This window comes from Actinomycetospora termitidis (assembly GCF_030286555.1).
Lineage (GTDB): Bacteria > Actinomycetota > Actinomycetes > Mycobacteriales > Pseudonocardiaceae > Actinomycetospora > Actinomycetospora termitidis.
The window spans coordinates 1,331,492-1,357,414 of sequence record NZ_JASVWF010000001.1 but is presented as its reverse complement, the minus strand read 5'-3'; the positions used below and the strand labels follow the sequence as shown (position 1 = coordinate 1,357,414).

At 73.5% G+C, this 25,923-nt stretch carries 25 protein-coding genes; 12 read left to right on the top strand and 13 right to left on the bottom strand.

Annotated features, from left to right (window positions below; translation table 11 throughout):
- Positions 1-3 precede the first annotated feature (3 nt).
- Complete coding sequence (locus QRT03_RS06705; RefSeq protein WP_286051724.1) at positions 4-1,617, bottom strand: MFS transporter; 1,614 nt, start codon at positions 1,615-1,617, stop codon at positions 4-6.
- Between the two features lie 227 nt (positions 1,618-1,844).
- Here QRT03_RS06705 and QRT03_RS06700 point away from each other — a divergent pair, with 227 nt between their 5' ends.
- Entirely contained in the window at positions 1,845-2,459 is a 615-nt protein-coding gene (locus QRT03_RS06700; RefSeq protein ID WP_286051723.1) for a TetR/AcrR family transcriptional regulator, read from the top strand.
- A 3-nt stretch (positions 2,460-2,462) separates the two neighbouring features.
- Here QRT03_RS06700 and QRT03_RS06695 read toward each other — a convergent pair whose 3' ends face one another.
- Complete coding sequence (locus tag QRT03_RS06695; protein WP_286051722.1) at positions 2,463-4,289, bottom strand: FAD-dependent monooxygenase; 1,827 nt, start codon at positions 4,287-4,289, stop codon at positions 2,463-2,465.
- 78 nt (positions 4,290-4,367) lie between these two features.
- Between QRT03_RS06695 and QRT03_RS06690 the strand changes: the two genes are divergently transcribed.
- Positions 4,368-5,096: an IclR family transcriptional regulator gene (locus QRT03_RS06690; protein WP_286051721.1), complete on the top strand. Its 729-nt coding sequence runs from the start codon at positions 4,368-4,370 to the stop codon at positions 5,094-5,096.
- 36 nt (positions 5,097-5,132) lie between these two features.
- Here QRT03_RS06690 and QRT03_RS06685 read toward each other — a convergent pair whose 3' ends face one another.
- Genes QRT03_RS06685 through QRT03_RS06675 form a run of 3 tightly spaced genes read right to left on the bottom strand, consistent with a single transcriptional unit; the run spans position 5,133 to position 8,730 of the window.
- Complete coding sequence (locus QRT03_RS06685) at positions 5,133-6,347, bottom strand: aminopeptidase P family protein (RefSeq protein WP_286051719.1); 1,215 nt, start codon at positions 6,345-6,347, stop codon at positions 5,133-5,135.
- A complete protein-coding gene (locus tag QRT03_RS06680; protein ID WP_286051718.1) occupies positions 6,344-7,240 on the bottom strand; it encodes a polysaccharide deacetylase family protein in 897 nt (298 codons plus the stop codon). The genes QRT03_RS06685 and QRT03_RS06680 overlap by 4 nt, the downstream gene beginning before the upstream one ends.
- A complete protein-coding gene (locus tag QRT03_RS06675) occupies positions 7,237-8,730 on the bottom strand; it encodes a purine-cytosine permease family protein (RefSeq protein ID WP_286051717.1) in 1,494 nt (497 codons plus the stop codon). The genes QRT03_RS06680 and QRT03_RS06675 overlap by 4 nt, the downstream gene beginning before the upstream one ends.
- 104 nt (positions 8,731-8,834) lie before the next feature.
- Here QRT03_RS06675 and QRT03_RS06670 point away from each other — a divergent pair, with 104 nt between their 5' ends.
- On the top strand, positions 8,835-10,346 hold the full coding sequence (locus tag QRT03_RS06670) for a PucR family transcriptional regulator (protein WP_286051716.1): 1,512 nt from the start codon (positions 8,835-8,837) through the stop codon (positions 10,344-10,346).
- Between the two features lie 7 nt (positions 10,347-10,353).
- Here QRT03_RS06670 and QRT03_RS06665 read toward each other — a convergent pair whose 3' ends face one another.
- Genes QRT03_RS06665 through QRT03_RS06650 form a run of 4 tightly spaced genes read right to left on the bottom strand, consistent with a single transcriptional unit; the run spans position 10,354 to position 13,715 of the window.
- Entirely contained in the window at positions 10,354-10,611 is a 258-nt protein-coding gene (locus QRT03_RS06665; protein ID WP_286051714.1) for a VOC family protein, read from the bottom strand.
- A 36-nt stretch (positions 10,612-10,647) separates the two neighbouring features.
- A complete protein-coding gene (locus QRT03_RS06660) occupies positions 10,648-11,208 on the bottom strand; it encodes an NADPH-dependent FMN reductase (RefSeq protein WP_286051713.1) in 561 nt (186 codons plus the stop codon).
- Positions 11,209-11,250: 42 nt separating this feature from the next.
- A complete protein-coding gene (locus tag QRT03_RS06655; RefSeq protein ID WP_286051712.1) occupies positions 11,251-12,258 on the bottom strand; it encodes an LLM class flavin-dependent oxidoreductase in 1,008 nt (335 codons plus the stop codon).
- The gene (locus QRT03_RS06650) at positions 12,258-13,715 is read right to left on the bottom strand and encodes an MFS transporter (RefSeq protein ID WP_286051711.1); all 1,458 of its coding nucleotides are present in this window, start codon (positions 13,713-13,715) and stop codon (positions 12,258-12,260) included. Before QRT03_RS06650 ends, QRT03_RS06655 begins: the two co-directional genes overlap by 1 nt.
- 77 nt (positions 13,716-13,792) lie before the next feature.
- Between QRT03_RS06650 and QRT03_RS06645 the strand changes: the two genes are divergently transcribed.
- Positions 13,793-14,278 (top strand): MarR family winged helix-turn-helix transcriptional regulator, encoded by a 486-nt coding sequence (locus QRT03_RS06645; protein WP_286051710.1) that lies wholly within the window; start codon positions 13,793-13,795, stop codon positions 14,276-14,278.
- Positions 14,279-14,282: 4 nt separating this feature from the next.
- Here QRT03_RS06645 and QRT03_RS06640 read toward each other — a convergent pair whose 3' ends face one another.
- Complete coding sequence (locus tag QRT03_RS06640; protein WP_286051709.1) at positions 14,283-15,449, bottom strand: acyl-CoA dehydrogenase family protein; 1,167 nt, start codon at positions 15,447-15,449, stop codon at positions 14,283-14,285.
- A 130-nt stretch (positions 15,450-15,579) separates the two neighbouring features.
- Between QRT03_RS06640 and QRT03_RS06635 the strand changes: the two genes are divergently transcribed.
- Positions 15,580-15,870, top strand: coding sequence for an antibiotic biosynthesis monooxygenase (locus tag QRT03_RS06635; protein ID WP_286051708.1), 291 nt, complete (start codon positions 15,580-15,582; stop codon positions 15,868-15,870).
- Positions 15,867-16,340, top strand: coding sequence for an SRPBCC family protein (locus QRT03_RS06630; protein ID WP_286051705.1), 474 nt, complete (start codon positions 15,867-15,869; stop codon positions 16,338-16,340). Before QRT03_RS06635 ends, QRT03_RS06630 begins: the two co-directional genes overlap by 4 nt.
- 48 nt (positions 16,341-16,388) lie before the next feature.
- Here QRT03_RS06630 and QRT03_RS06625 read toward each other — a convergent pair whose 3' ends face one another.
- Positions 16,389-17,183, bottom strand: a complete 795-nt coding sequence (locus tag QRT03_RS06625; protein ID WP_286051704.1) for a MerR family transcriptional regulator — start codon at positions 17,181-17,183, stop codon at positions 16,389-16,391.
- Positions 17,184-17,261: 78 nt separating this feature from the next.
- Between QRT03_RS06625 and QRT03_RS06620 the strand changes: the two genes are divergently transcribed.
- The 4 genes from QRT03_RS06620 (at position 17,262) to QRT03_RS06605 (ending at position 20,906) form a co-directional block, all read left to right on the top strand.
- Positions 17,262-17,624 carry a nuclear transport factor 2 family protein gene (locus QRT03_RS06620; RefSeq protein ID WP_286051702.1) on the top strand — a complete coding sequence of 121 codons (363 nt, stop codon included), beginning with the start codon at positions 17,262-17,264 and terminating at the stop codon, positions 17,622-17,624.
- 275 nt (positions 17,625-17,899) lie between these two features.
- Complete coding sequence (locus QRT03_RS06615; RefSeq protein ID WP_286051701.1) at positions 17,900-18,880, top strand: Bug family tripartite tricarboxylate transporter substrate binding protein; 981 nt, start codon at positions 17,900-17,902, stop codon at positions 18,878-18,880.
- Positions 18,877-19,404 carry a tripartite tricarboxylate transporter TctB family protein gene (locus QRT03_RS06610; protein WP_286051700.1) on the top strand — a complete coding sequence of 176 codons (528 nt, stop codon included), beginning with the start codon at positions 18,877-18,879 and terminating at the stop codon, positions 19,402-19,404. The genes QRT03_RS06615 and QRT03_RS06610 overlap by 4 nt, the downstream gene beginning before the upstream one ends.
- The gene (locus tag QRT03_RS06605; protein ID WP_286051699.1) at positions 19,401-20,906 is read left to right on the top strand and encodes a tripartite tricarboxylate transporter permease; all 1,506 of its coding nucleotides are present in this window, start codon (positions 19,401-19,403) and stop codon (positions 20,904-20,906) included. Before QRT03_RS06610 ends, QRT03_RS06605 begins: the two co-directional genes overlap by 4 nt.
- Before the next feature lie 110 nt (positions 20,907-21,016).
- Here QRT03_RS06605 and QRT03_RS06600 read toward each other — a convergent pair whose 3' ends face one another.
- Entirely contained in the window at positions 21,017-21,952 is a 936-nt protein-coding gene (locus tag QRT03_RS06600) for a Bug family tripartite tricarboxylate transporter substrate binding protein (protein WP_286051698.1), read from the bottom strand.
- A 61-nt stretch (positions 21,953-22,013) separates the two neighbouring features.
- On the opposite strand from QRT03_RS06600, the gene QRT03_RS06595 reads away from it, so the two are divergent.
- Both QRT03_RS06595 and QRT03_RS06590 read left to right on the top strand, forming a co-directional pair.
- Positions 22,014-23,675 carry a sensor histidine kinase gene (locus tag QRT03_RS06595; RefSeq protein WP_286051697.1) on the top strand — a complete coding sequence of 554 codons (1,662 nt, stop codon included), beginning with the start codon at positions 22,014-22,016 and terminating at the stop codon, positions 23,673-23,675.
- Entirely contained in the window at positions 23,675-24,409 is a 735-nt protein-coding gene (locus tag QRT03_RS06590) for a response regulator (protein WP_286051696.1), read from the top strand. Before QRT03_RS06595 ends, QRT03_RS06590 begins: the two co-directional genes overlap by 1 nt.
- Positions 24,410-24,479: 70 nt before the next feature.
- On the opposite strand, the gene QRT03_RS06585 is transcribed toward QRT03_RS06590, so the two are convergent.
- The gene (locus QRT03_RS06585; RefSeq protein ID WP_286051695.1) at positions 24,480-25,520 is read right to left on the bottom strand and encodes a TerC family protein; all 1,041 of its coding nucleotides are present in this window, start codon (positions 25,518-25,520) and stop codon (positions 24,480-24,482) included.
- Positions 25,521-25,923 lie beyond the last annotated feature (403 nt).

Below are 25,923 nucleotides of genomic sequence, written 5' to 3'. Positions count from 1 at the left end.
TGATCACCTCGCGATCCGGACGTCGGAGGAGGACTCGCCGGCCGGCGCGAGGTCGGCGTCCGAAGGTGCGGCGCGACCGCCGAGGCCGACGAGGGTCAGCAGCGCCGCGGCGAGGGCGAGCACGGCGCACACCGCGAACGCCGTCTGGAAGCCGGCTCCGAGCGCGGCCCGGGCGAGCGGCTGCACCGCTGCTCCGGGCGCGTCCGGCGGGAGGGAGTTGACCGCGAGCGGACCGCCCGCCTGGAACGCGGCGGTCGCCGCGTCGGCACCCGGGAGGGTCGAGGTGGCGAGGGCGGCGCCGAGCCGTTCGGCCGCACCGCCGAGGGCCACGGCGCCGACCACGATCGGACCGAGGGCGAAGCCGAGGTCGCGGAGCAGGTTGGTCGTCGCACTGGCCATCCCGGCGAGGTGGTGCGGGACGGTGTTGATGGCGACGGCGGTGAACGAGCTGACCGACAGCGCGAAGCCGACGCCGATCAGGAGGGCCGGCGTCACCATCGGGGCGAGCGAGGGGTCCGCCACGTCCAGGCCGGCGGCGAGCCAGGCGCCGAGGGCCATGACGGCGAAGCCGGCGGTGAGCAGCCAGCGGGCGCCGACCCGCGCCAGCAGCCGCGAGATCACGGGGATGAGCAGGAACGCCGGGGCCTGGATGAGCAGCAGCGGGACCCCGACGCGGGCCGGGGCCTGCTGCTGCACCGCCCCGAGCCAGATGCTGAAGGCGAAGGCCGACCCGAGGAAGGCGACCATGCCGACCACGGTGACGACGGAGGCCACCGCGAAGGCACGGATCCGGAAGAGGTCCAGGTGGAGCAGCGGGGTCGCCGCGCGGCGCTCCACCACGACGAACGCGATCAGGAAGAGCACGCCGAGGACGAGAGCCGCGACGATGTGCGGGCTGCCCCATCCGTCCTCGGCGCCCTGCACGAGCGCGTAGAGGACGGCGATCAGGCCGATCGCGAAGGTGACCTGGCCCGGGACGTCCAGTCCGCGACCCTCGGGGGCGGTCGACTCCGCGGAGAGCACCAGGGTCACGACGACGGAGACGACGGCCAGCCCGGCGACGATGCCGAACGAGCCGCGCCAGGAGCCGATCTCGGCGAACCCGCCGCCCAGCAGCGGCGAGACGGCGGCTCCGGCCGAGAGGAACCCGGCCCACAGGGCGATGCCGCGGGCGCGTCCCTCGGTCGTCCTGGTCACCGCGGCGACCAGGGCCAACGACGCCGGGAACAGTGCTCCGGCCCCGAGGCCGTTGAGCGCGGCCCCGACCCAGAGGACCTGCACGGTGGGGGCGAGGGCCGAGACCAGCGAGCCGAGGACCACCACCGCGCCGCCCGCGGCCTGCAGCCGGCGGCGCCCGTAGAGGTCGCCGAGGACGCCGAAGGTCAGCTCGAAGACGACGACCGCGATCATGAACGACGCGGTGATCCAGGTCAGCTGGGCCCCGGTGGTCCCCAGGTCCGCCTGGAACAGCCCGTTCAGCGACGCCGGGAGGGCGTTCGCGATCTGGGCGACCAGGACCGCGACACATGCGGCGGCTAGGGTCCCGACGGCGGGTCGGGCCCGCGACGGGGTGGGTGGGCGCGATCCCGAGGTCGCGACGGCATCGTCCGGCGACATGGCTCTCCTTCGAGCAGGACGGGACACCACCGGTCCCGGACGCGCGGCGGCGCGACGCGGACGAGGTGGTGGGGAGGAGCGCCGGGGAGGCAGCAGCCACGGCGATGGCTGTCACAGTGTCATTTTGCTTTGCAGCGTGTCAAGAATTCTTTCATGCCGTCACGTCTCGCGAGCCGCCTCGTCACCTATCGTGGTCGCCGTGAAGCACGGGGCGAGGACCAGCTGACGTGGCGGGTCTACGAGCGGCGCAGAAGGAGATGACGCGGCGCCTGCTGCTGACGACGGCGCTGGAGACCTTCGAGGCGAAGGGCTACGCGGCGACGACGGTCGACGACATCGCCAGCGCCGCGGGCACCACCCGGGTGACCTTCTACGCGTACTTCCCGTCGCGCAGCGACCTGATGCGGGCGCTGATCGCGGAGCTCAACGGCATCCTCGAGCGCACGGCCTCCGAGCAGCACGGCTCCACCGCGCACGACCTGGTGACCGCGGTACGGGACGGGTCGCGGGACGCGATCGGCGCCTGGCTCGTCGAGCGCTCGAAGCAGTGGGAGGCGATCCGGCCCTACACCGTCGCCGCGTTCGAGGCAGCTGCGGTGGACCCCGAGCTCCGGGGGCTCGTGGACCGGTGGATCGAGGAGGTCGCGGGCGACGTCGAGGAGGGCCTCGACGCCGCCGGACGCTTCGAGCCCGGCACGCGCCACATGCGCGGCGTGCTCGCGTTCGCCCAGCTCGACCACGTCGCGCGGACGTGGGCCCACGGACGGGACCGGGAGGAGCTCGACCGCATGCTCGACGTCCTCACCGAGAGCTGGTGGCACCTGCTCTCGGACGAGGACTGACCCTCACCTCCGGCGCAGCGCCCCGTCGAGGAAGGCCTCGAGGGCCTCGTCCTCGTCCAGAGCGAGCACATGCGCCACGTACTGGTCGGGGCGCACCAGCACCATCGCGCCGTCCCGGTCGATACCGCGCCGGTCGAAGACGTCGTCGGACAGGTCGGCGCAGAACACCTTCTCGTGGTCGACCAGCTGGAGCGCTCCCTTCCGGGGCCGGACGACGGCAGGCAGGTCGACGGGCTCGTGGTGGTGCTGTGGGAACACCGCCCGGACGTCGATGACGGCGTCCGGGGCGGCGCCGTCCGGGGTGAACCGCGGGAGCAGGACGGCCAGCCGGTCGGCGAGCGCCCGGAGCCCGGCCCCGTCGCGGTCGGCGAACAGGTACAGCCGCCACGCCCCGTCGGCCCGGGCGACGTGGCCGAGGTGCATCGGCTTCGCGTCGGCGAGCCGCACCACCGGCGCGGAGTGGAACCGCGCGCCGACCTCGAAGCCCTTCGCGCGGTCCTGCTGCGGGACGGCCGCGGTGATCGTCGACGGGCCGTAGCGGACGCCGAAGCCCGCGGTGTAGCGGCCGTGGTCGCGGAAGTAGCGCTGAAAGACCGACGGGTCGGCCCCGCCGGAGTGGTCGCTGAACAGCGCGGCGAACTCGCGGTCGAAGTCGATCAGCTCCTGCGCGACCTGCTGCCGCTCCGCGGAGTAGGTGTGCAGCAGCTCCGGGCGGGCGGTCCCGCGCAGCACGGCCCCGAGCTTCCAGCCGAGGTTCCAGCCGTCGGCCATCGAGACGTTCATCCCCTGCCCGGCCTTCGCGCTGTGCGTGTGGCAGGCGTCGCCGGCGATGAAGACCCGCGGCACCCGACCCGACCTGTCGTCGGGAAGGTCGTCGAAGCGGTCGCAGAGCCGCTGCCCGACCTCGTAGACCGACCACCACCCGACGTCACGGACGTCGAGCGTGTAGGGCGCGAGGATGCGGTTGACGGCCCCGGTGAGCGTCTCCGGTGTGACGGTGCCCCGCTCGGGGACGCCGTCCAGCTCGACGTAGAGCCGCACCAGGTACCCGCCCTCGCGCGGGATGATCAACAGGCTTCCCGACGACGAGGTGATCGCGCTCTTGAGTCGGATGTCCGGGAAGTCGGTGTCGACGAGCACGTCCATGACGCCCCACGCCTGGTTCGCGGAGTCGCCACGCAGCTCGCGGCCGATCGCCGTGCGGACCCGGCTGCGAGCGCCGTCACAGCCCACGGCGTAGCGGGCACGGACGGTGGACGTCGTGCCCGCACCGTCGCGCAGGGTCGCCACGACGGGGTGCTCCCCGGTGTCCTCGATGCGCAGGTCGTCGAGCTGCAGGCCGTACCGCGGTGCGAGGCGTGCCGCCGACCGCGCCGCGTACTCGCGGAGGAACGCCAGGATGCGGGCCTGGTTGACGATCAGGTGGGGCATCTCCGACAGGCCCTCCTCGACGTCGGGGATGCGCCCGGTCCGCGTGACGTGCGCAGGGCGTTCCGGGTCCGGACGCCAGAAGGTGACCTCGTTGACCCGGTAGGCCTCCTCGGCCACCCGCCCGGCGAGCCCGAACGCCTCGAGCATCTCCATCGACCGGCACGCGATCCCGTCGGCCTGCCCCACCTCGAGCGGGCCGTCGCGACGGTCGACGACGAGCGTGTGCAGCTCCGGGAACGCCGCGAGCTGCGCCGCTAGGACGGACCCGGCCGGTCCCGACCCGACGACGAGGACGTCGACGGTGTCCGGCAGGCCCGCCGGGCGATCCCGCGTCGCCGGGTGCGGCTCGGCCGTGAACGGGTCGCCCGGCTGGTAACCGTCGACGTAGAACTGCGCCACTTCCCACTCCCCGGGGTCACCTGCGGATGCGCCGGCGACGCTACGGCGGTTCTGCCGGATGCCCCGTACGGTTCTGACGTGCAGAACGAGCCGGTGTACCGCATCCGCTCGGTCGACCACGCCCTGCACCTCGCCGCGATCCTGGCGCAGGAGGGATCGCTGAGCCCGTCCGAGGCCGCGGAACGGCTGGGGGTGGCCCGCTCCACCGCGCACCGGCTGCTCACGATGCTGGTCTACCGCGGGTTCGCCGAGCAGGACCCCGACCGCCGCTACCGCGCCGGCCCGGTGCTGCGCGGCGCGCGGGCGAGCGAACCGGTCGCCGAGCTCCGTCGGATCGCGCTCCCCCACCTCCGGGCCCTCACCGAGACGGTGGCCGAGACGACGAACGCGATGGTCGTGGACGGCGAGGACGTGCGGTTCGTCGCGTCGGTCGAGTGCACCCACGTGCTCCGGGTCGGCGAGCGCGAGGGACGAGTGCTGCCGGCACACCTGGTCTCGGGCGGCCGGGCCGTGCTCGCGGGCCTGCCCGAGGACGAGGTGCGGGCGCGCTACTCCCGCCCGGACTCCCCGGTCACCGACCTCGACGCGCTCCTGCGCGACCTGCGGCGCTTCCGCCGCCAGGGGTTCGCGGTCAACGACGGGCGCACCGAGGAGGGCCTCACCGCGATCGGCGTCGCCGTGCCCGGACCGGCCGGCGCCGCCCTCTCGATCGCCCTGCCCACCGCCCGCTTCCGACGCGACCGCCTCGCCGGGTGGGTCGGCGAGCTGACCGCCACCGCCGAGCGCATCGCGCGCGAGCTGGGGTGACCCGGCGGCCCGCTGCGGGCCGCCGGGATCGCGCCTCTAGCCGAGCACGTTGTGCTCGGGTCCGAACGGGAAGCCGGTGATGTTCCGGGCTCCGTCCTGCTCGACGACGAGGATGTCGTGCTCCCGGTAGCCCCCGGCACCGGGCTCGCCGTCGGGAACGGTGATCATCGGTTCTATCGAGACGACCATGCCGGGCTCGAGCACCGTCGTGATGTCCTCGCGCAGCTCCAGCCCGGCCTCGCGGCCGTAGTAGTGCGAGAGCACGCCGAACGAGTGCCCGTAGCCGAACGTGCGGTTCGCCAGCAGACCCTCCGCCGCGTAGATCTCGTTGAGCTCCGCGGCGATCTCCCCGCAGACCGCGCCCGGCCGGATCAGCTCCAGGCCGCGGCGGTGCACGGCGGTGTTGACCTCCCAGTGCCGCAGCGTCGCGGCGTCCGGCTCGCCGAGGAACAGCGTGCGCTCCAGCGCGGTGTAGTAGCCCGCGATCATCGGGAAGCAGTTCAGCGAGAGCACGTCGCCGCGGCGCACGGTGCGCGACGTCGGCCAGTTGTGCGCGCCGTCGGTGTTGATCCCGGACTGGAACCACACCCAGGTGTCGCGCAGCTCGGCGTCCGGGAACGACCGCGCGATCTCCCGCACCATGGCCGCGGTGCCGGCCAGTGCGACCTCGTACTCCGGCACCCCCTCGCGGACCGCCCCGACGACGGCGGCGCCGCCGAGGTCGGCGATCCGGGCGCCCTCGGTGATGAGCGCGATCTCCTCCTCGGACTTGATCATCCGGTGTCGCATCACCTCCTGCGAGACGTCGACGAGCTCGCCTCCGAGCGCCTCGGCCAGCTGCTCGCGCTGGCGCAGCGGCACGGTGTCGTCCTCGATCCCGAGCCGACCCTCGCGGACGCCGGCCCGCGCCAGCGTCTCCCGGACCGCGTGCAGGAAGTTGTCGCGCCGCCAGTCGGTGTAGACCACGTTCTCGTCGTGGCTGCGCCGCCACGGCTGGCCCGCGTCGATGTTGGCCGACACCGTGGTGTGGCTGTCGTGGGTGACGACGAGTCCGTAGGGCCGACCGAACGCGGTGTAGAGGAAGTCGCTGTAGTAGTTCACGTTGTGGTAGCTCGTGAACAGCGCCGCGTCGAGGCCGGCGTCGGCCAGGGACTTGCGCAGGTCGCCGAGACGCCGGTCCATCTCCTCGCGGGAGAAGGTCGGCGCGGCCTTCGCGCCGTTGTGGATCGTCTTGAGCCGCTCGAGGTTCACGGGTTCTCCTCTCGGTGCGGGACGACGCCCGCAGGGGCCGGGAGCTCCGGCCGGTGGTGGGTCCAGGTGTCGGTGCAGGTGCGGCGGGCCTGCTCGGCGATCTCGCCGAGCGTGGTCACCCACATCCCCTCGAACCCGACGACGAGGTCGATCAGCTCGTCGAGCGCCGTCGCCCGGCCGGGACGACCGGACAGGAAGGGGTGGTTGGTGAGGACGAAGCAGCCGCCGAGGCGGTGGTGGGCCCGGGCCTCGCCGGCCCACAGGTCGCGGGCCTTGGCCGGGTCCTCGATGACGCCGCTGCCGGTCCAGCCCGGGAAGAAGGCGTACTGCTCCCAGTCGTCCAGCGCCCAGTCGACGGGGATCTCCACGAGCGTGCCTGCGCCGGCGGCCATCCGGTACGGGCGGTCGCCGTCGAGCAGGCTCGAGTCGTAGACGAAGCCCCGATCGGCCAGCAGCGCCGGCGTGTGCCAGTTCATCTCCCACCAGGGCGCGCGGTAGCCGGTGGGCACCACACCGGCGACGTCGCGCAGCACGTCCAGTCCACGGTCGAGCACCGCCGCCTCGGCCGCGGGATCGAGCCCGAGCATGTTCTCGTGCAGGTAGCCGTGGTGGCCGATCTCGTGGCCGGCCTCGACGATCGCCCGGACCATCCCCGGGTGCTGCTCGGCGGTGTAGCCGGGGACGAAGAACGTGGCGGACACGCCGTGGTCGGCCAGGATGCCGAGCAGCCGGGGCACGGCGACCCGCGGACCGTAGGACTGGTGGGTCATCAGCGACATGCGGTCGGCCGACGACGGGTCGTGGGCCAGCGCGCACGACTCGGCGTCGACGTCGAAGGTGAAGGCCGCGGCCGCGCGACGCCCCGCCGGCCAGGAGAACCCGAGGTCGCTCACGACGTCACCACCGGGTCCTCGTCCGGACGGCGGGCCGGGGCGACGGACGGCGACCCGGCCCCGTCCCGCCGTGCCAGGAAGCGACGGCGGGCGGCCGGTCCGATCGCGGCGTAGACCGCGGCGGCCGAGAGCCCGCCCGCGAGCCACGAGAGGTCGACCCCGCCCATCGCCGTCGCGAGCGGGCCCTGCAGGGCGGGGACCTGCCCGGCCATGAACAGCCACGTCGCGAGCACCCCGACGGCGAACGCGAGCATGGCCGCGCCGTTCACCACCGGGAGCCGGCGCGCGCCGACGGGAGCGACGAGGTCGGCCGGGTCGATCTCCCGTTGGGCGACCAGGAAGTAGTGGACGAGCATCACGCCGGCCCACGCCGCGATCCAGGCGACGATGCCCACGAGCCAGGTGTCGAGCACCGTCGCGAAGTCGCTCTGGAACACGAAGAACGTCACGGCGGCCATCGCCACGATCCCGACCAGCACCGAGAGGGTGCGCCGCGAGACCTTGACGTCGAGGGCCTGGACGGCCACCGACACGGTGTAGATGTTCAGGATGTTCGTCGCGATCGGGCCGTGGACGACGAGCAGCAGCACGGGGATCGCGAGCGCGCCGTAGCTCTCGACGATCAGCTGGCCGGGGTCGACCTCGCCGTTGCGGGTCGCCAGGGTCGCGCCGAGCACGCCGAGCCAGACCACCGGCAGGAACTGTCCGAGGGTGCTCGCGAGGTAGAGCCGACGCCGCGGCATCGTCCGGCTCACGAACCGGGAGTAGTCCGCGGCGTAGGTGAACCACGTGATGCCCCAGCCGATGCCGATCGCGGTCATCACGCCCGTCATCGCGGCGATCCGTTCGCCCCCGACGAGCACCGCTCCGGCCGGGCCGGCGTAATTCCAGTCGACGCCGATGAAGAACCACGCGGCGACCGACATCGCGACGAGGACGACGATCGTCGGCGGGACCGTCCACCGCTCGAACGCGGCGATCGCGCGGTAGCCCAGCCAGGAGATCGCGACCTGGATCGCCATGATCACCGCCGCCACCGCGAGCCGCCAGCCGATGTTCGCGGCCTCCGGGTCGACGACCCCGAGACGTCCGAGCAGCGCCATGACGAGGTCGAGGACGATCCAGGTGTTGACCGCGCACCAGCCGACGGCCAGGCACGCCTGGACGACCGAGGGCAGGTAGGCGCCGCGCCGCCCGAACGCCGCGCGGGAGAGCACCATCCCGGTCACCCCGGTGCGCTGACCCATCAGCACGAACACCCCGAAGAGCGCCATCCCGACGAGGTTGCCGAGCACCAGCACGATCAGGGTGTCGGCCAGCGACAGCCCCAGGGTGATCCCGAGGGCACCGAGCACCCAGTTGATCGGGGCGATGTTCGCGCCCGCCCAGATCCAGAACTGGGCGGAGACGTCGGTGGTGCGTTCGCTCTCCGGGATCGGGTGCAGGGCCTGCTCGCGGTCGAGGGGCGGGACGTGCTCGGTCGTACTCATCGGGGCCTCCCACGGCTGGTGACCCGATGAGCGTGGCCCTCGCCACCTCGTCGTCAGGAGGGACAGAATGTCCCCGACGCCAGGAGATGAGGTGACGTTCCGTCATGTCGTTACCGCTGGGACACGTGCTTCGCGATCCGAGCCTCGCCGCGGCCGACCCGGTGGTCGTGGCGGGCGACCCGACGGGCTCCGGGGCGTCCGCCCCGGTCTCGTGGGTGCACACCAGCGAGGTGCTCAACATCGCCGACCTGTTGCACGGCGGGGAGCTGCTCCTCGTCGGCGGCGTCGTGCTCGCGACGGCGGGCGCCGCGACGCGTCGGCGCTACGTCCGCGACCTCGCGGCCCGTGCGGTGGCCGCGCTCGCCGTCGAGACCGGCGACGCGCTGCCGGAGGTCCCCACGGAGATGCGCGAGGAGGCCGACCGGCTCGGGCTCCCGCTGCTCGAGCTCCGCCGGGTCGTGCCGTTCGTGGAGGTGTGCCGCACCGTCAACGGCCAGCTCGCGCACGCGTCGGTGCGCCGGCTGCAGCTGCTCGACCGCATCTCCCACACCCTGGTCGAGGCGCTCGGGGCCGGGGCGGAGCTCGACGAGCTGCTCGAGCTGCTCGCCGTCGAGACCGCGGCGGACGTCGACGTCACGTCGCTGGCCGGGGACGTCGTCGCCGCGGCTCCCGGCGACACGAGCCGGGACGGCCGCCCGGTCGACGGGGAGGTCTGGTCCGCCGCGATCACGGTGACCGGCATGACGATCGCGATCCTGACGCTGCGACCCCGCGAGCGTGCCGAGGCCGCTGTGCTGGACGCCGCCGTCGAGAAGGCCCCCGAGGCGATCGGGCTGGCCCTCATGCGTCGCCGTCCGCCGACCGCCCTCGACCACGCCGAGCGCGATCTGCTGACCCTGGCGCTCGCGGGCGAGACCGCGTCACCGCGCTACCTCGAGCTCGCCGACCGCCTCGGGCTCGACGACGGCGCCCACGTCGCCGTGGTGACCACGTTCGCCTCCGCGACCCCGCGTGCCCTGCTCGTCGAGACCGCCCTGCGCCGGCGGGGACGACGGGTCCTCGCGCAGGTCCGCGACCGCCGGCACCTCGCCGTCGTCGGGCTCCCCGCGCGCGCCGGGGCCCGCGCGGACCTGCTCGCCGAGCTGGCCGCGGTCACCCTGCCCGAGGGCGCCCGCCTGGTGGTCGGGCCGCTCGCCGACGACGCGCCCGCCCTCGCCCGCTCGCTGGTCGCCGCCTCCGGGGTGCACGACCTGCGCCTGCCCGCCGGGACCCCCGCCGTCGTCGACGCCGGGGCGTTGGCGGTCGAACGGCTGCTCGTCGGGCTGGACCGGTCGGAGGTGGTCGCCGGGTTCGTCGACGACCAGCTCGGGGACCTGCTCGCCGCCGACGACGGGGACGGGCGCCTGCTCGAGACCCTGACCGTCTACCTGCGACACCTGGGCCGGAAGACCGCGACGGCCGACGCCCTGCACCTCCAGCGCCAGAGCCTCTACAAGCGCCTCGACCGGATCGAGGCCCTGCTCGGGCCCGGCAGCCTCACCCCGCCCCGGCTCGGCGCCACGCTGGTCGCCGTGGAGCTGGAGACCGCCCGCCGGTCGATCGGGGGAGGCCGATGACCACGCCTCAGTTCCCACCGAGCGCGGTCATCGGGTCGGGCCCGACGGTGTGCGACGCCCACTCCTGCGTGGTCAGCTCGTCGACCGATGCCCCGGCCCGGCGCGCCGCCACCATCGCCTCCGGGTCGAACGGCGGCCCGACCGGGTCGCTCGCGAACTCGGCCCCGACCAGGAACGCGGTCGCGTCGTCGGGGTCGTCGAAGAGGTCGATCTGCATCTCGACGAAGTTGCCGTCGGGGTCCTCGTAGTACATCGACGTCGTCACGCCGTGGGCGACGCTCTCGTGGTCGTGGTGGTGCGGTCACGCGCGCAGGGGTGCGAGCGCGTCGGCGGTCCGCAGGAGCTCGTCGAGCATCGCCTTCGCCGCGCCGAGGGCGATCTCGTTCGGGACGAACTCCCCGTCGGCGATCATCTGGTTGACGAAGGGCAGCGAGACCGCCTCGAACACCGGTGTCATCCGCAGGGTCGTCAGCACCTGCTTGAGCATCTGGGCGGCGCGCGTGCCGGCCGAGACGCCGCCGTAGCTCACCAGCCCGACCGGCTTGTACCTCCACTCGGCGTGCAGGTAGTCGAGGGCGTTCTTGAGCTCGGCGTTGTACCCGAAGTTGTACTCGGGCATCACGATGACGAACGCGTCGGCCGACGCCACCATCGCGCTCCACGCCTTCGTGTGCTCGTGCACGTAGTCGCCCAGACGCGGGTGCTTGGGCTCGTTGAAGAACGGCAGGTCCACCTCGGCCAGGTCGACCAGTTCGACCTCGTCGAAGCCGCCGTGCTCGACCGCCTCCCGGTGCATCCACTCGGCGACCGTCGGACCGATGCGGCCCGGTCGGGTGCTGGCGATGATGATCTCGAGCTTCATGACGTCGTTCCTCTCTTCCGTGGGATTCGTGGGATTCGTGGATCAGGGGGCCAGGTGCGGGGCGACGTCCGCACCCAGGAGCTCGACCGCGCGCATGGCGTCCTTGTGCGGGAGGGGGCCGTGCGGGATCTGCGCGAGGAAGCGCTGATGGCCGAAGATCTCCTGCTGGTGGAGGAGCTTCTCGGTGACCTCGGCGGGGCTGCCGACGACCAGGTGGCCGTCGAGGCCCCGCGCCCGGTCGAACTGCTCTCGCGACAGGGAGCGGCCCGCGAGCTCGGCCATGGCGGCGTAGCGCGGGTAGAAGACGTCGCCGGCCTCCTGGGAGGTGCGGGCGACGAAGGCGTGCGCGGTGAGCGCGACCGGCAGGGCGGCCGCGTCGTGCCCGGCCCGCTCGGCGGCGGCGCGGTAGTCGACGACGTGCGGCGCCAGGGCCTCGGGACGGCCGCCGACGATGCCGATCGTGATCGGGAGCCCGAGCCGGCCCGCCCGGAGGAACGACGCGGGCGACCCGCCCACACCGACGCCGACCGGCAGGCGGGGCTGGACCGGACGCGGGAACACGGGCTGGTGGTCCAGGGCCGGCCGGAACCTCCCGCTCCAGGTGACCGTCTCGTCGCGGGTCAGGCGCAGGAGGAGGTCGATCTTCTCGTCGAACAGCGCCTCGTAGTCCGCGGGGTCGGCGCCGTAGAGGGGGAAGGACTCGATGAAGGCGCCCCGGCCGGCCAGGATCTCGGCACGCCCGTCACTGAGCAGGTCCACCGTCGTGAAGTCCTCGAAGACCCGGACCGGGTCGGCGGAGCTCAGGACGGTCACGGCGCTGGTCAGGCGGAGACGGCGGGTGCGGGTGGCCACCGCACCGAGCACGACGGCCGGGGAGGTGACCGCGAAGTCCCGCCGGTGGTGCTCGCCGACCCCGAAGACCTCCAGACCGCCGTCGTCCGCGAGGACGGCGAGGTCGACGACGTCGCGCAGACGCCGGGCGGGGGTCGGGGCGTCCCCGGTGACGGGGTCGGCGACGACGTCGGCGAAGGTGAAGATCCCGAGTTCCATCAGGCGCTCCCGGAGGTGGCGCGGCGGGCCGTGGCGCGGGCCCACCGGGTGGTGCTGACGACGCCGAGCACGACGATCGCGACGCCGTAGGCCGCGATCAGCCACCACCCGACGTGGGTGCTCGCGGCGAGCTGCTCGACCTGGTCGAGCGCGACGTGCGCGATGGTGACGCCCGCGACCGCGACACCGACCGTCTGACCGATCTGCCGGGTCGTGGCGGCCACCCCGGCCGCGACGCTGGCCTGCGCGGCGGGCATCCCCGCGACCGCGGCGTTCGTGACGGTGCCGCTGATGCTCGAGTTGCCCAGGCCCATGGCGGCGGCCGCGAGGAGCAGCAGCCAGATCGGGGTGGTCGTCGTGACCGTGGACAGCAGGAGCCCGGCGACCACGTAGGACACCCCGCCGACGACGAGGCACGGCCGCGCGCCCCAGCGGGCGAGGACGTGGCCGCTGACCGGTCCCCACACGACGCTGACCGCGGCGAGGGGGACGAGGATCAGGCCGGTCTCGAGCGGCGAGAAGTGCCTGGCCTGTTCGAGGTAGATGCTCGAGAGGTAGAGGAACGAGCCGAGGGACGCGAAGCCGACCATCGCGACAACGTTGGCGCCGGAGAACGGCACGCTGCGGAAGAACCGCAGGTCGAGCAGTGGTTCCCGACGGCGCTGCTCGTAGGCCACGAACACGGCCACCGCCAGCACCGCGAGGACGAACACGCATACGACGGCGGGCGAGGCCCAGCCGAGGTGCGGACCCTCGATGACGCCGAAGGTCAGCGCGGTCAGGGCGACCGCGATCAGCACCTGTCCCACGGGATCGAAGCGACGGGGCCGGTCGGCGCGGGACTCGGGCACGAAGCGGCGGGTGAGGGCCATGCCGAGCAGGCCGATGGGGACGTTGATCAGGAAGATCCACCGCCACCCCAGAGGGGAGTCGACGAGGGCCCCGCCGACGATCGGTCCGACGGCCAGGGAGAGCCCGGTGACCCCGCCCCACACCCCGAGCGCCCGGGCCCGCTCCGTGCGTCCGGGATAGATCGAGCTCAGGATCGCCATGGCGACCGGGTTGAGCATCGACCCGCCGACCGCCTGGAGCGCGCGGAACGCGACGAGCCACCCGAGGCCGGGGGCGAGCGCGCACAGCGCGGACGCGACGGCGAAGACGGTCAGGCCGAGGCAGAACACCCGCTTGCGCCCGAACCGGTCGGCCGCCGAGGACCCGGCCATCAACGTCGCGGCGAGGACCAGCGTGTAGGCGTCGATCGTCCACGACAGCCCCGAGGCGCCGGTGCCGAACTCGCGCCCGATCGCGGGGAGGGCGACGTTCACCGCGGTCATGTCGATCCCGACCAGCAGCACGCCCGTGCAGGTCAGCGCAAGCACGAGCGGGCGGTGCACGGGTGGCGCCGGAGGCCCCTCCACCGGTTCTCCCGGCGGGGAGGTCAACGTCTGCGAGCTCATCCGAGCCTCCATTCAGTACGTAGCACGTACCAAGTTAGTACGTGCCACGTACCGAACGCCACCGTTAGGATCGGGATGTGAGCGCCAGCACGCCCGCCCGGACCGAGGACCTCGGCCTCGTCGACGGGCTCGTCCAGACCTCGATGCTCGTCCAGGCCGTCTTCGCGGACGCCGCAGCCGCCCACGACCTGTCACCCCTGCAGGCGCGCCTCCTGGGCGTGCTCCGGGACCGGGAACCGACCATGGCCGACGTCCGCCGACTGCTGGACCTCGACAAGTCGAGCACGACCGGCCTGGTCGACCGCGCCGAGCGGCGCGGCCTGGTGCGCCGCGCCGCGTCGCCGTGCGACGGCCGCTCGTTCCAGGTGCTGCTGACCGACGACGGTCGGCGGATCGCGCAGGACTTCGTCGCCGCGGTCGGGGAGCAGCTCACGACCCTCGCCGAGGACCTCGGCGAGCGCGACCGCAACCGACTCTCCGCGCTGCTCAGCAGCGTCGTCCGCCGGCACGCCGCGGCCCACGACATCGACCTCGGCGCCGGGATCGACCGCCGTCGGACGTGACCCCTCACCCCGTGCGCAGCTGCTCCATCAGGGCCGGCGCCGTCGGGGCGAGGGAGTTGGCGTCGACCAGCACGTGCTGCTTCTGGGCGTACATGTCGCGCAGGCACCGCTGCAGGGGGTGCGGGTCACGCAGCCCGGTGCTCCCCGACCACTCGAAGCACCGCGACACGACGTGCAGGCAGGTGTCGACCGTGATCGTGGCGGTCTGCCGGATGCGCTGGGTCACCACCTCCGGCACTGGCTCCGGGCTCGCTGCCGCGGCGACGGCGTCCCGCAGGACCTCGTGGTGGCGGGCGCGCGCGGCCCGGTAGCGGCCGTCGAGCTCCGCGAAGTCGGTCCGGAAGCCGGACTGGTCGCGCAGCGGAGGCATGGGCGGACGCACCTTGCCCGCGCCGACGATGCGGACGATCTCCTCGAGCGCACGCCGGGCGGTCCCGAGGGCGACCGCGGCGTGCCCGGCGGCGCTCAACGCCACCGTTCCCAGGCGCAGACTCACCTGCCCGCGCGCCGGGCGACACGAGGCGGGGTCGAAGGTGAATGCGGACCGCACGAACCGGGGCGGCACGGTGTAGTCGACGCTGTGCGTGGCACGCAGCCCGAGGACCGCCCAGTTGCCGCGGAACTCGACGTCGGCGCGCGGGAGGAGGAAGACCCGCGACGTGGGCCGCTCAGCGCTGGCGAGCAGGCCCGCGGCACCGATCCACTGCGCGTGGCGGGAGCCGCTGGCGAAGGAGTACTCGCCGCCGACCCGCAGACCTCCGTCGACCGCCGTGACGGTGCCGCGCGGCGTGAGCATCCCCGCCGCGACGGCCCGCCCGTCCCGGGCGAAGAGCGCACTCGCGCCCTCGTCGTCGAGATGGCCCGCGACGAGGCCGGTGACCACCGCGTTCGCGATGTAGCACCAGCCGGTCGACGCGTCCGCACGGCCGATCTCCTCGGCGACCTCGCCGAAGGCGTCGATCTCGAGCCCGGAGCCGCCGAGCTCCGACGCCACGAGCAGGTGCAGGAGCCCGGCGTCGGAGAGCGCACCGACCACGTCGTCCGGGACCGCGCCGTCCTTCTCCCCCTGCTCGGCGCGGGCGGTGACGAGGCCGGCGAGGTCGCGGGCCGCGGACAGGGCGGAGGCCGCACCGTCGTGGACGGGGGCGGTGCATCGGCTGGACAGGGTCATGATCGCTCCTCCGGAGGCGGGCCGTCGACATCTGACTTGCGTCGACACAAGTCAGAGTGACCTCTGGGTTGGACCCACGCAACTCAGGGCGGACTTGCGCCCGGCGGGCGCACTCGTGAACCTGGATTCCGTGTACGCACGGGTGATCACGGGCGAGGCGGGGTCCGCAGGGATCGAGGACTTCCTGGTCTTCGCCCGCGAGCAGCTCGCGGACGCCGACCGGCAGGCGGGCTTCGAGGGCTACTACGTGCTCACCGACGCCGACAGCGGCAAGGTCGTCGTCATCTCGCTGTGGACCACCCGGGAGCAGATGGAGGCGGTGGCGCAGGCACAGCCGAACGGGATCCGGAGCGAGGACGGAGCCGCGGCCGTGCTGTCGTCGATGCTCCTCGAGACCTACGAGGTCGCACTCCGCTCGTGAACCGGGAGTGGGGGTTCACCCACCGGTCCGTCGTGGACGCCGACGTCGATGCCGTGTGGCGGCGGGTGATCAGCCCGGCGGGCATCAACGACGAGATGCGCCCATGGCTGACGATGTCTCCACCGCGCGGGCAGGAGCAGCTGAGCATCGACACCGTGCGCCTCGGGGAGCCGATCGGACGCGCATGGCTGCGACTGGGCGGTGTCGTGCCCGTCGACTACGACCACCTGAGCATCGTCGAGCTGGAGCCCGGCCGCCGGTTCCGCGAGGAGTCCACCATGCTCAGCATGCGGCGGTGGGTCCACGAGCGGACCGTGTCCCCGGCCCCGGGCGGCGGCACCGTCGTCGAGGACCGGATCGTCCTCGCTCCACGAGCGGCCCTGGTCGGCCTCGGCCCGGTCCTGCGGACCGCCATCGCCGCGTTCTTCCGGCACCGTCACCGTCGCCTGGCCCGTCACTTCGGCGGATGACCGGGGCGCGTCGCGACGTCCGTCACCCCGACCCCTGCGGGCGCCCGGTCAGCCGACCCGGAAGACCGGCCAGCCGATCTCGGTGCGCCACGCGGCGGGATCGCGCGTGTCACGGGGGCCGACGAGATAGCGCTCGCGCACCGGCCCGGCCACCGCCATCGCGTTCTCCACCACCCAGGTCCCGAGTTCGCCGTAGGTGACGTCCGCGCCGTCGTGCTCGCCGACGTGGGTGGCGACGGCCAGTTCGACGGCCGGCAGCGTCGCGGGGTGCACACGCCCGGTGCGCGGCGGCGCGTCGGTCGGCAGGTAGAGCAGCGCGTGACCGCGCTCCTGCTCGAAGAGGGCGTTGTCGTAGGTGCCGCCGAGGGGCCCGGCCGCGGCGGGACCCACGGCCGCGTCCAGCTCGGCGACCGCGCCGGCGAACCAGCTCTCCACCTCGTGGGCCCCGAGGACGCCCTCCACCGCCGCGACCGTCCGGGCGGGCTCGGCGCGCAGCTCGACGTCGATCGGCGCGGGGTCGGGTCGGAGCAGGCGGCGCAGCGACACGACCGCGGTCCGGGTGCGGTCGAGCTGCGCCTCGAGGCGTTGCAGGTGGTCCGCGACCAGGGCCGCCCGGACATCGTGGTCGGGGGTCCGCAGGATGCGCTGCACGTCGTCCAGCGGGACGTCGAGTTCGCGGAGCCGGTGGATGACCTGCGCGGTCGGGATCTGGTCGACGCCGTAGTAGCGGTACCCGGTGCCCTCGTCCACCACGGCGGGCTCCAGCAGCGACGCCTCGTGATACCGGCGCAGGGTCCGCACGCTCAGGTGGGTCAGCCGCGAGAACTCCCCGATCGTCAGCACCCCTGCAGCCTGGACCCTCTCCCCGGGAGAGGGTCGAGGGCTTGACCCTCCCGCGCCGCGAGCTCGCACGGTGGGCTCATGACACAGCACACCGACCTCCCGTCCGAGACGCTCCCGACCACCGTCCGCGACTTCATGGCCGCCCATGTCGCCGGCAACGCCGACACGGCCTCCTCGTTCCTCGCCGAGGACGTGGTGCTCGTCGACCAGGGCGAGACCGTCCGCGGCCGGGAGCAGGCCCACGCGTTCCTGCGCGACGCCGGGTCCGAGTTCCGGTACACGACCGAGCAGATCGGCGCCCGCCGCGTCGACGACACCCACGCCGTGGTGACGGTGCGGCTCGAGGGCACGTTCCCGGGCGGCGTCGCCGAGCTCGACTACCGTTTCGCGCTGCGCGACGACCTCGTCGCCGAGCTCGTCATCGCGAACCACGACGCCTGACCACCTCGACCGTCACCGGAGGAGAACGGTCGTCCGCCCCGTCACCGAGTTCACCCGCGAGCGCGCCCGGACCGCTCCGCTCCCCGCGGCGCCCCGGCTCGACCACAACGCACACAACGTCCGCTACGCCCGGATGCTGTCGATCGCAGTGACCGGGACCGCACGCTGACGAGCGATACAGCTCACAGACGTGCTCAGGAGTCCTCGTGTCGTCGACTGCCACCGATCCCCCACCGACTCGTGTCGGTACTCCCCCTCCCGCTCGGCCCCGGCGGATGGCCACCCTCCTGGTGCTGGTCACCGTGGCAGCGGCGCTGCTCCTGGTGCCGCCCGCCATCGGCTCGCTCGCCGGCGGTGGTGACGGCAACCAGCTCAAGGGCCTGCAGGTCATGGTGCCCAACAGCCCTGGCGGCGGGTACGACGTGACGGCCCGGGCTGCCGCGAGCGCCGCGGAGGGGGCCGGGGTGACCGGGGCCGTCGAGGTGTTCAACCTGCCGGGCGCCGGTGGCACGGTCGGCCTGCGCCGGCTGGTCAACGACGAGGGCGACGCGCGGCTGCTCATGTCGATGGGGCTCGGGGTGGTCGGCAGCGTCTACTCCAACGACTCCCCGGTCACCCTGCGCCAGACCACGCCGATCGCGCGTCTGACCGAGGAGACGGAGATCCTCGTCGTCCCCGCTGACTCGCCGTATCGCGACCTGCCCCAGCTCCTCGCCGCATGGCGCGCGAACCCCGCCGCGCTGCCGGTCGGCGGCGGCTCCTCGATCGGCGGACCCGACCACCTGGCGCCGATGCTCACCGCGAAGGGCGCCGGCATCGACCCGAAGGCCGTCAACTACGTGCCCTACGACGGCGGCGGCGACCTGCTCGCGGCCGTGCTCGGCGGCAAGGTCGCGCTCGGGGTGAGCGGCCTCGGCGAGTTCTCCGACCAGATCGCCTCGGGCGACCTGCGGGTGCTCGCGGTCACCGCCGGAGCACGGGTGCCGGGCGTGGACGCACCGACCCTGCGTGAGGCCGGGGTCGACGTGGAGTTCACCAACTGGCGCGGCATCGTCGCGCCGCCGGGCCTCACGCCCGAGCAGCGGATCGAGCTCGTCGCGGCCGCCGACTCGCTGCACGCGAGCCCGGAATGGCGCGCAGCGCTCGATCGCAACGACTGGCAGGACGCCTACCTGCCCGGGGACGCCTTCGGGGCGTTCCTCGCAGCCGAGGACGAGCGGGTCGCAGGGGTCCTGCGGGAACTGGGGTTGGCATGACGACGGGTGTGGAACCGGCGCGACGGAGCTGGTGGTCCGAGCACGCGGAGCTGGGCGTCGCGGCACTCCTCGCGGTCGTCGGAGTGCTCGTGGCCGTGGACACGGTCGCGGAGGGGACGTTGTCCGCGGGCTCGGACTCCGACCCGATCGGGCCCGGCGTCGTGCCGCTCGTGCTGAGCGCGGCCCTGGTGGTGCTCGCCGCCCTGCTCACCGTCGACGTCCTGCGCGGTGGACACGGCGAGGCCGAGGCCGGCGAGGACGTCGACCTGGAGACGCCGATGGACCTGCGCACCGTCGGGATGCTCGCGGGCGTCCTGATCGCCACCGCGGCGTTGATCCCCGTGCTCGGGTGGCCGATCGCCGGCACCGTGCTGTTCGCCGGCGCCGCACACGCCCTCGGGTCGCGGCGGCTCGAGGTCGACATCGCCGTGGCCGCAACGGTCTCGCTCGCGACCTGGGTGGTGTTCGACAGCCTGCTCGGCGTCGACCTGCCCGGCGGTCCGCTCATGGGGGTCCTGGGATGAACGACTTCGGTCTGCTCGACGGGTTCGCCAACGCGCTGACCCCGACCCACCTGCTCTTCGCCGCGATCGGCGTGCTGCTCGGCACGGCGATCGGCGTGCTGCCGGGTATCGGCCCGGCGATGGCGGTGGCCCTACTGCTGCCCGTCACCTACGCCTTCGAGCCCACCGGCGCCTTCATCATGTTCGCCGGCATCTACTTCGGTGCGATGTTCGGCGGCTCGACCACCTCGATCCTGCTCAACACCCCCGGCGAGAGCGCGTCGGTGATGGCTGCGGTCGAGGGCAACCCGATGGCCAAGCAGGGCCGGGGCGCCCAGGCGCTCGCCACCGCCGCCATCGGGCACTTCGTCGGCGGGATGGTCGGGGTCACCGGCCTCGTGCTCGTGGCCCCGCTGATCGCCTCCGTCGCGGTCGACATCGGCGCGCCCGACTACTTCGCGATCATGGTCCTCGCATTCGTCGCCGTCACGGGCGTCCTCGGCGCCTCCCGGGTCCGCGGGTTCGCCGCACTCGTCCTGGGGCTGACGATCGGCCTCGTGGGCCTCGACCCGATCTCCGGCCAGCCGCGCATGACCTTCGGCGTGCCGCAGCTCGCCGACGGCATCGACGTCGTCATCGTGGCCGTCGGGCTCTTCGCGGTCGGCGAGGCGCTGTGGGTGGCTGCACACCTGCGCCGCAAACCGACCGAGGTCATCCCGGTCGGGCGGCCGTGGCTGTCCCGCGACGACGTCCGCCGCGCCTGGAAGCCGTGGTTCCGAGGCCCGTTCATCGGGTTCACGTTCGGCTCGATCCCGGCCGGCGGCGCTGAGATGTCGACCTTCATGGCCTACGTGACCGAGCGGCGGCTCTCGAAGAACCGGAAGGACTTCGGCAAGGGTGCCATCGAGGGGCTGGCCGCTCCGGAGTCGGCCGCCTCGGCGTCGTCGGCGGGCACGCTCGCGACGATGCTGACGCTGGGGCTCCCGACCACCGCCATCGCGGCGATCATGCTCGCCGCATTCCAGCAGTTCGGGATCCAGCCCGGACCGCTGCTCTTCGAGCGCGAGCCGGCGCTGGTCTGGACGCTCATCGCGAGCCTGTTCATCGGCCTGGTCATGCTGCTCGCGCTGAACCTGCCCCTCGCGCCGATGTGGGCGAAGCTGCTGCGCATCCCGCGGCCCTACCTCTACGCCGGCATCCTGTTCTTCGCCTGCGTCGGGGCCTACGCCGTGTCCGGTTCGCCGGTCGACCTGGTCGTCCTGCTCGCCATCGGCGGCATCGGCTTCCTGATGCGCCGCTTCGGGCTCCCCGTCCTCCCGGCGATCATCGGGGTGATCCTCGGTCCCGACGCCGAGCTCCAGCTGCGCCGGGCCCTGCAGATCGCCGACGGCGACGTCACCACGCTGCTCTCGACGCCGTTGTCGATCACGGTCTACACGGTGATCGTGCTGTTGTTCGTGATCCCCCTGGTGCTGCGGCGCCGGCGTCCGGTCGAGCCCGCCCGGGAGGACGAGCTGGTCTGAGGACACCCCGATCCCGAGCGAAGGGCCTCTCCGGTCGATCAGTTCGACCGGAGAGGCCCTTCGTGCGTGAGGTGGACGCTGCGAGGCCGTTCCTGCCGATCACCGAGCCCTCAGGATCCGGCCATGGCCTCCTCGACCCGGGCGCGCTCCGCGTCCAGGAACGCGGCGAACCCCGGACCCGCGAGCGGCGCGTCGGTCCACCCGTTGCGGGCGAGGGCGGCGCGCCACGTCGCGGTGGAGCGCACCCCGTCGACGAGGGCGGCGAGTCCGGCGACATCGTCCGGCGACAAGGCGGGCGGGGCCAGCACGCCGCGCCAGTTCTCGAACACCACGTCGACCCCGGCTTCGCGCAGCGTCGGGGCGTCCACCCGCGGCGACCGGGCGGCCGAGGTGACTGCGAGGGTCCGGACGGTGCCGAGGTCGGTCTGCGGGGCCGTCTCGGCGAGCCCGGTGACCGCCACCGCGACATCGCCGCGCAGGAGCGCGGGGAGCAGCGCGTCACCGGGCAGCGCGGCGTAGCGCAGGGCACCGGGCGCGATCCCGATCGCGGCCGCCAGCCGCGCCGCCACCAGCCAGTCCGGGCCGCCGCGGGCGGAGATCCCGCCGACGACCACCCGCGCGGGATCGGCCCGCCACGTGGCCACGAACTCGCCGAGGGTGCGGTACGGCGAGTCCGCGGTGACCGCGACGAGCTCCGGCTCGGTGATCAATCGGGCCACGGGCGTCGCCCGGAGCCCACCGGGATCCGACCCGCCGTCGGGAACCGCCGCGAGCAGGCCGAGGCCCATCACCATCAGCAGGTCCGGCTCGGCGCTCGCTGCGGCGAGGCGCGCGAGCGCGGCCCGGCCGACGTCGCCGGGCACGACGACGACGGCGGGTCCCGGTTCGCCCTCCCGCTCCGCGAGCGCGGCCGCCAGGGTGCGCGCGGTGAGGTCGTAGCCGCCGCCGACCTCGGTGGGGACGAGCAGGCGCAGGTCACCGGTGCCGGTACTGCAGCTCGCGAGGAGCGCCACCAGCACGCCGAGGACCAGGCCCGCTCGCCGCACGACGCCTACTGTCCCATCCGGCTCGGGTCCATCCCACGGATCGAGGCGCCAGACTGCTGCGGTGACCGATCCGACGGAGGAGCGACCTGCGGTCCGGCGGTGGTCGTGGGCCGGTCGGCGCAGCACGCTCGCCGGGCAGGCGCTCGCGCTGCAGCTCGGCGTGGTCGCACTCGTCCTCGTCGCGGTCGCCGCCGTGAGCGTCACGCAGTCCCTGGCGTCGTTCACGCGGACCGAGAGCCGGCGGGTGCTGGCCGTGGCCGAGGACGTCGCGGTCGACGGCGTCGTGCGGCAGGCGCTCGGCGCGCCCGCCGTCACGACCCGCAACCCGGTCACGGCGGTCGCCGACAACGCCCGAGCCGTCTCGTCGACGTCGGCGGTGGTGGTCGCCGACGCCGACCTGACCGTCGTCACCGCCACCGACCTCGCCCTCGTCGGCACCACCCTCACCACCCTCGACGCCGACGGCGGGTCACCGAGCCGGGTGGCGGAGGGCCGTAGCTGGACCGGCTACCTCCGGCTGATGCCGGACGCCCCGCTCGCCGTCGCCGCCCAGGTCCCGGTCCTGGCCACCGACGGCCGGCGGCTCGGCGCCGTCGCGGTCACCAGCAACCTGCCCGACGTCCTCACCCGCCTCGCCGCCTCGGCACCGGATCTGCTGACCTACCTGTGCCTCGCGACCGCACTGGGCGTCCTCGGGTCGCTCCTGCTGGCCCGCCGGGTGAAGCGCCAGACCCTCGGCCTGGAGCCGCGGGAGATCACCGCCCTCGTCCAGCACCGGGAGGCGATGCTGCTCGGCATCCGCGAGGGTGTGCTCGGCGTCGACGCCGAGGGCCGCGTCGTCCTGGTCAACGACACCGCGCGCGAGCTCCTGGACCTGCCCGACGCCGCGGTGGGACGCACGCTGATCGACCTGGGCGTCGACCCGGAGGTGCGAGCCGTACTGGGCGGTGCGGGGCAGGACACGAGCGACGCCGAGGACGCCATCATCCCGCGTGCGGACGCGGTCGTCGTCGCGAACCGTCGGCCGTTCGTCGTCGAGGGCGCGGTGCGGGGATGGGTCACGACCCTGCGCGACCGCACCGAGCTCGCCGCCCTGCAACGCGAGCTCGGCACCACCCGGGGCACCACGGAGACGCTGCGCGCGCAGGCCCACGAGTTCTCCAACCGGCTGCACACGATCTCGGGGCTCATCGAGATCGGCGAGTACGACGAGGTGGTGCGCTACGTCGGGACGCTGGAGGGCTCGGCGGAGGACGACGCGATGGTGACCGGGCGGATCGGGGACCCGTCGCTGGCGGCGCTGCTCGTGGCCAAGGCCCGGCTGGCCCGCGAGCGCGGCGTCGTCCTCGAGGTCACCGGCGCGCTCGGGCGCGTGTCCGACGACCTGTCCGCGGACCTGGTGACAGTGGTCGGCAACCTGGTCGACAACGCCCTCGACGTGCTCGCCACGCGGGGAGGCGGCACCGTCGGCGTCGACGTCACCGACCCCGACCCGGAGGGCCCGGTCGGGGTCGAGGTCTCCGACACCGGGCCGGGCGTGAGCACCGACCCGCCCGAGGCCGTGTTCGGGCGCGGGGTGTCCACCAAGGGCGACGGCCGCGGGATCGGGCTGGCGCTGGTCCGGGCGGTGTGCATTCGCCGTGGCGGCGAGGTGGCGGTGACCTCGCGGCCAGGGGAGGGTGCCGTGTTCACGGCGAGGCTGCCGAGGGAGAGGACGTCCTGATGACCCGTGGCTCCACGTCGCAGGCCGAGGGCGCCCTGCGGGTGCTGGTCGTCGACGACGACTTCATGGTCGCGAAGGTCCACGGCGGATTCGTCGCCCGCACGCCCGGCTTCCGCCCGGTCGGGGTCGCCCACACCGGAGCGGAGGCGCTGAGCCGTGCGGTCGAGCTGCGCCCGGACCTCGTACTGCTCGACCTCTATCTGCCCGACCGCGGCGGCCTGGACGTGCTCGCCGACCTGCGGACCGAGCTGCCCGACGTCGACGTCCTCATGGTCACCGCGGCGCGCGACGCCGAGACGGTGCGGGCCGCCGTCCGGGGTGGGGTGGTGCACTACCTGATCAAGCCGTTCGGGTTCGAGGACCTGCGCGACCGGCTCCTGCAGTACGCCGCCGGACGCCGGGCCCTCCCAGCCGACCAGGAGGCCGACCAGTCGGCGGTGGACCAGCTGTTCGGCGCCGGGCGGCCGACGCCCGCGCCGTCGGCGCCCGGGACGCGGTCCGGCCCCCGGGCGTCGCTGCCCAAGGGCCTGTCGGCGGAGACCGCCGACCTCGTCCGGACCGCGCTGCGGGCCGCCGAGGAGGACGTCTCCGCCTCGGAGACCGCCGAGCGGGTGGGCATCTCGCGGGTCAGCGCCCGGCGCTACCTGGAGTTCTTCGCCGACACCGGGCGGGCCGAGGTGCGCCTGCGCTACGGGACCGCCGGCCGGCCCGAACGACGTTATCGCGCACTGTAGCCCGCGCCGGAACGCCAGGAAACGCCCCGCGCCGTGGGCACCTCCGGCACGGACGCAGCGGTGGACCGGGTCAGTCGATCTCCTCGAGCGCGCGGTCCTCCTGCCGGGCGCGGGTGCGGACGAGGCTTGCGACGGTGGTGACGGCGAGGACCCCGATGATGACGCCGAGCGACAGCTCGATGCCGATCAGCGGGACGTCGACCGGCTCGCCGCCGTTGACGAACGGCAGCGAGTTGGTGTGCAGGGCCTCCAGGACGAGCTTGGCGCCGATGAACGCGAGAACGACCCCGAGGCCGTACTGCAGGTACACGAGGCGGGAGAGCAGCCCGCCGAGCAGGAAGTAGAGCTGGCGGAGCCCGAGCAGGGCGAAGGCGTTGGCGGTGAAGACGATGTAGGGGTCCTTGGTGAGCCCGAAGATCGCCGGGATGGAATCCAGGGCGAACAGCAGGTCCGTGAGCCCGATCGCGATCATCACCATGAGCATCGGGGTGATCCAGCGCTTCCCGTACTCGACGACGGTCAGCGCGCTCCCGCGGTAGGTGTCGGTGACCGGGACGACCCGGCGGACCAGGCGCAGCACGGCGTTCTCCCGGAACTCCTCCTCGTCGTCGCTCGTCTCCAGGCAGACCTTGACCGCGGTGATCACGAGGAAGGCGCCGAACAGGTAGAACACCCACGAGAAGCGCTCGATGACCGCGGCGCCGGCGAGGATGAACCCGCCGCGCATGACGAGAGCGATCACGATGCCGACGAGCAGGACCCGGTGCTGGAAGGCCTTCGGGACCGCGAACGCGGACATGATCAGCAGGAAGACGAACAGGTTGTCCACCGACAGCGAGTACTCGGTGACGTAGCCCGCGACGAACGCGGTGCCCTTCTCCGGCCCGCCGAGGACGAACAGGCCGCCGGCGAACAGCGCGGCGAGGCCGACGTAGATCGCGACCCCACGCCCTGCCTCACGCATCGTGACCTCGCGCGGCCGACGACCGGCCCACAGGTCGACCGCGAAGATCGCGGCGAGTCCGGCCAGCGTCAGGGCCCAGACCCAGAGGGGCTCGCCGTCGGTCAGCGCGAGCGAGACGGCCGGATCGGCCGCAGACGGAACGGACACAGCGGGGAACGACAACGGATTCTCCTCCGGTGACGAGCGTTCGGCGCACACACCGGAGGTCTCTCCCGCCACCGCCGCGGACGTGGGCGGTACCGAGCACCCCGGACATCTTCCGGCTGTCGTGCTGACGAGGCGCTCGCAGGCGTTCCGGGGATACTCCCCTCCGTCTGGCAGCCCGGGCGGCATCGGCCGCCGATCGGGACGGCAACACTGTCGCGTGCGGGCGGGGCGCGGTCAGCGTTGAGGACGTACACGGCGTAGTGGTCATTGCGGTCGCGCCTGCGCACCACGTCGTCGAGGTTCCCGCGGGCGTCGTCGTCGTGGGACGACGCAGCAACAGCGAGCACCTGCTGAGCACGATCGGGAGGTCCGTGCCCGTCCCCGCCGTCCTAGGGTCCGCCCG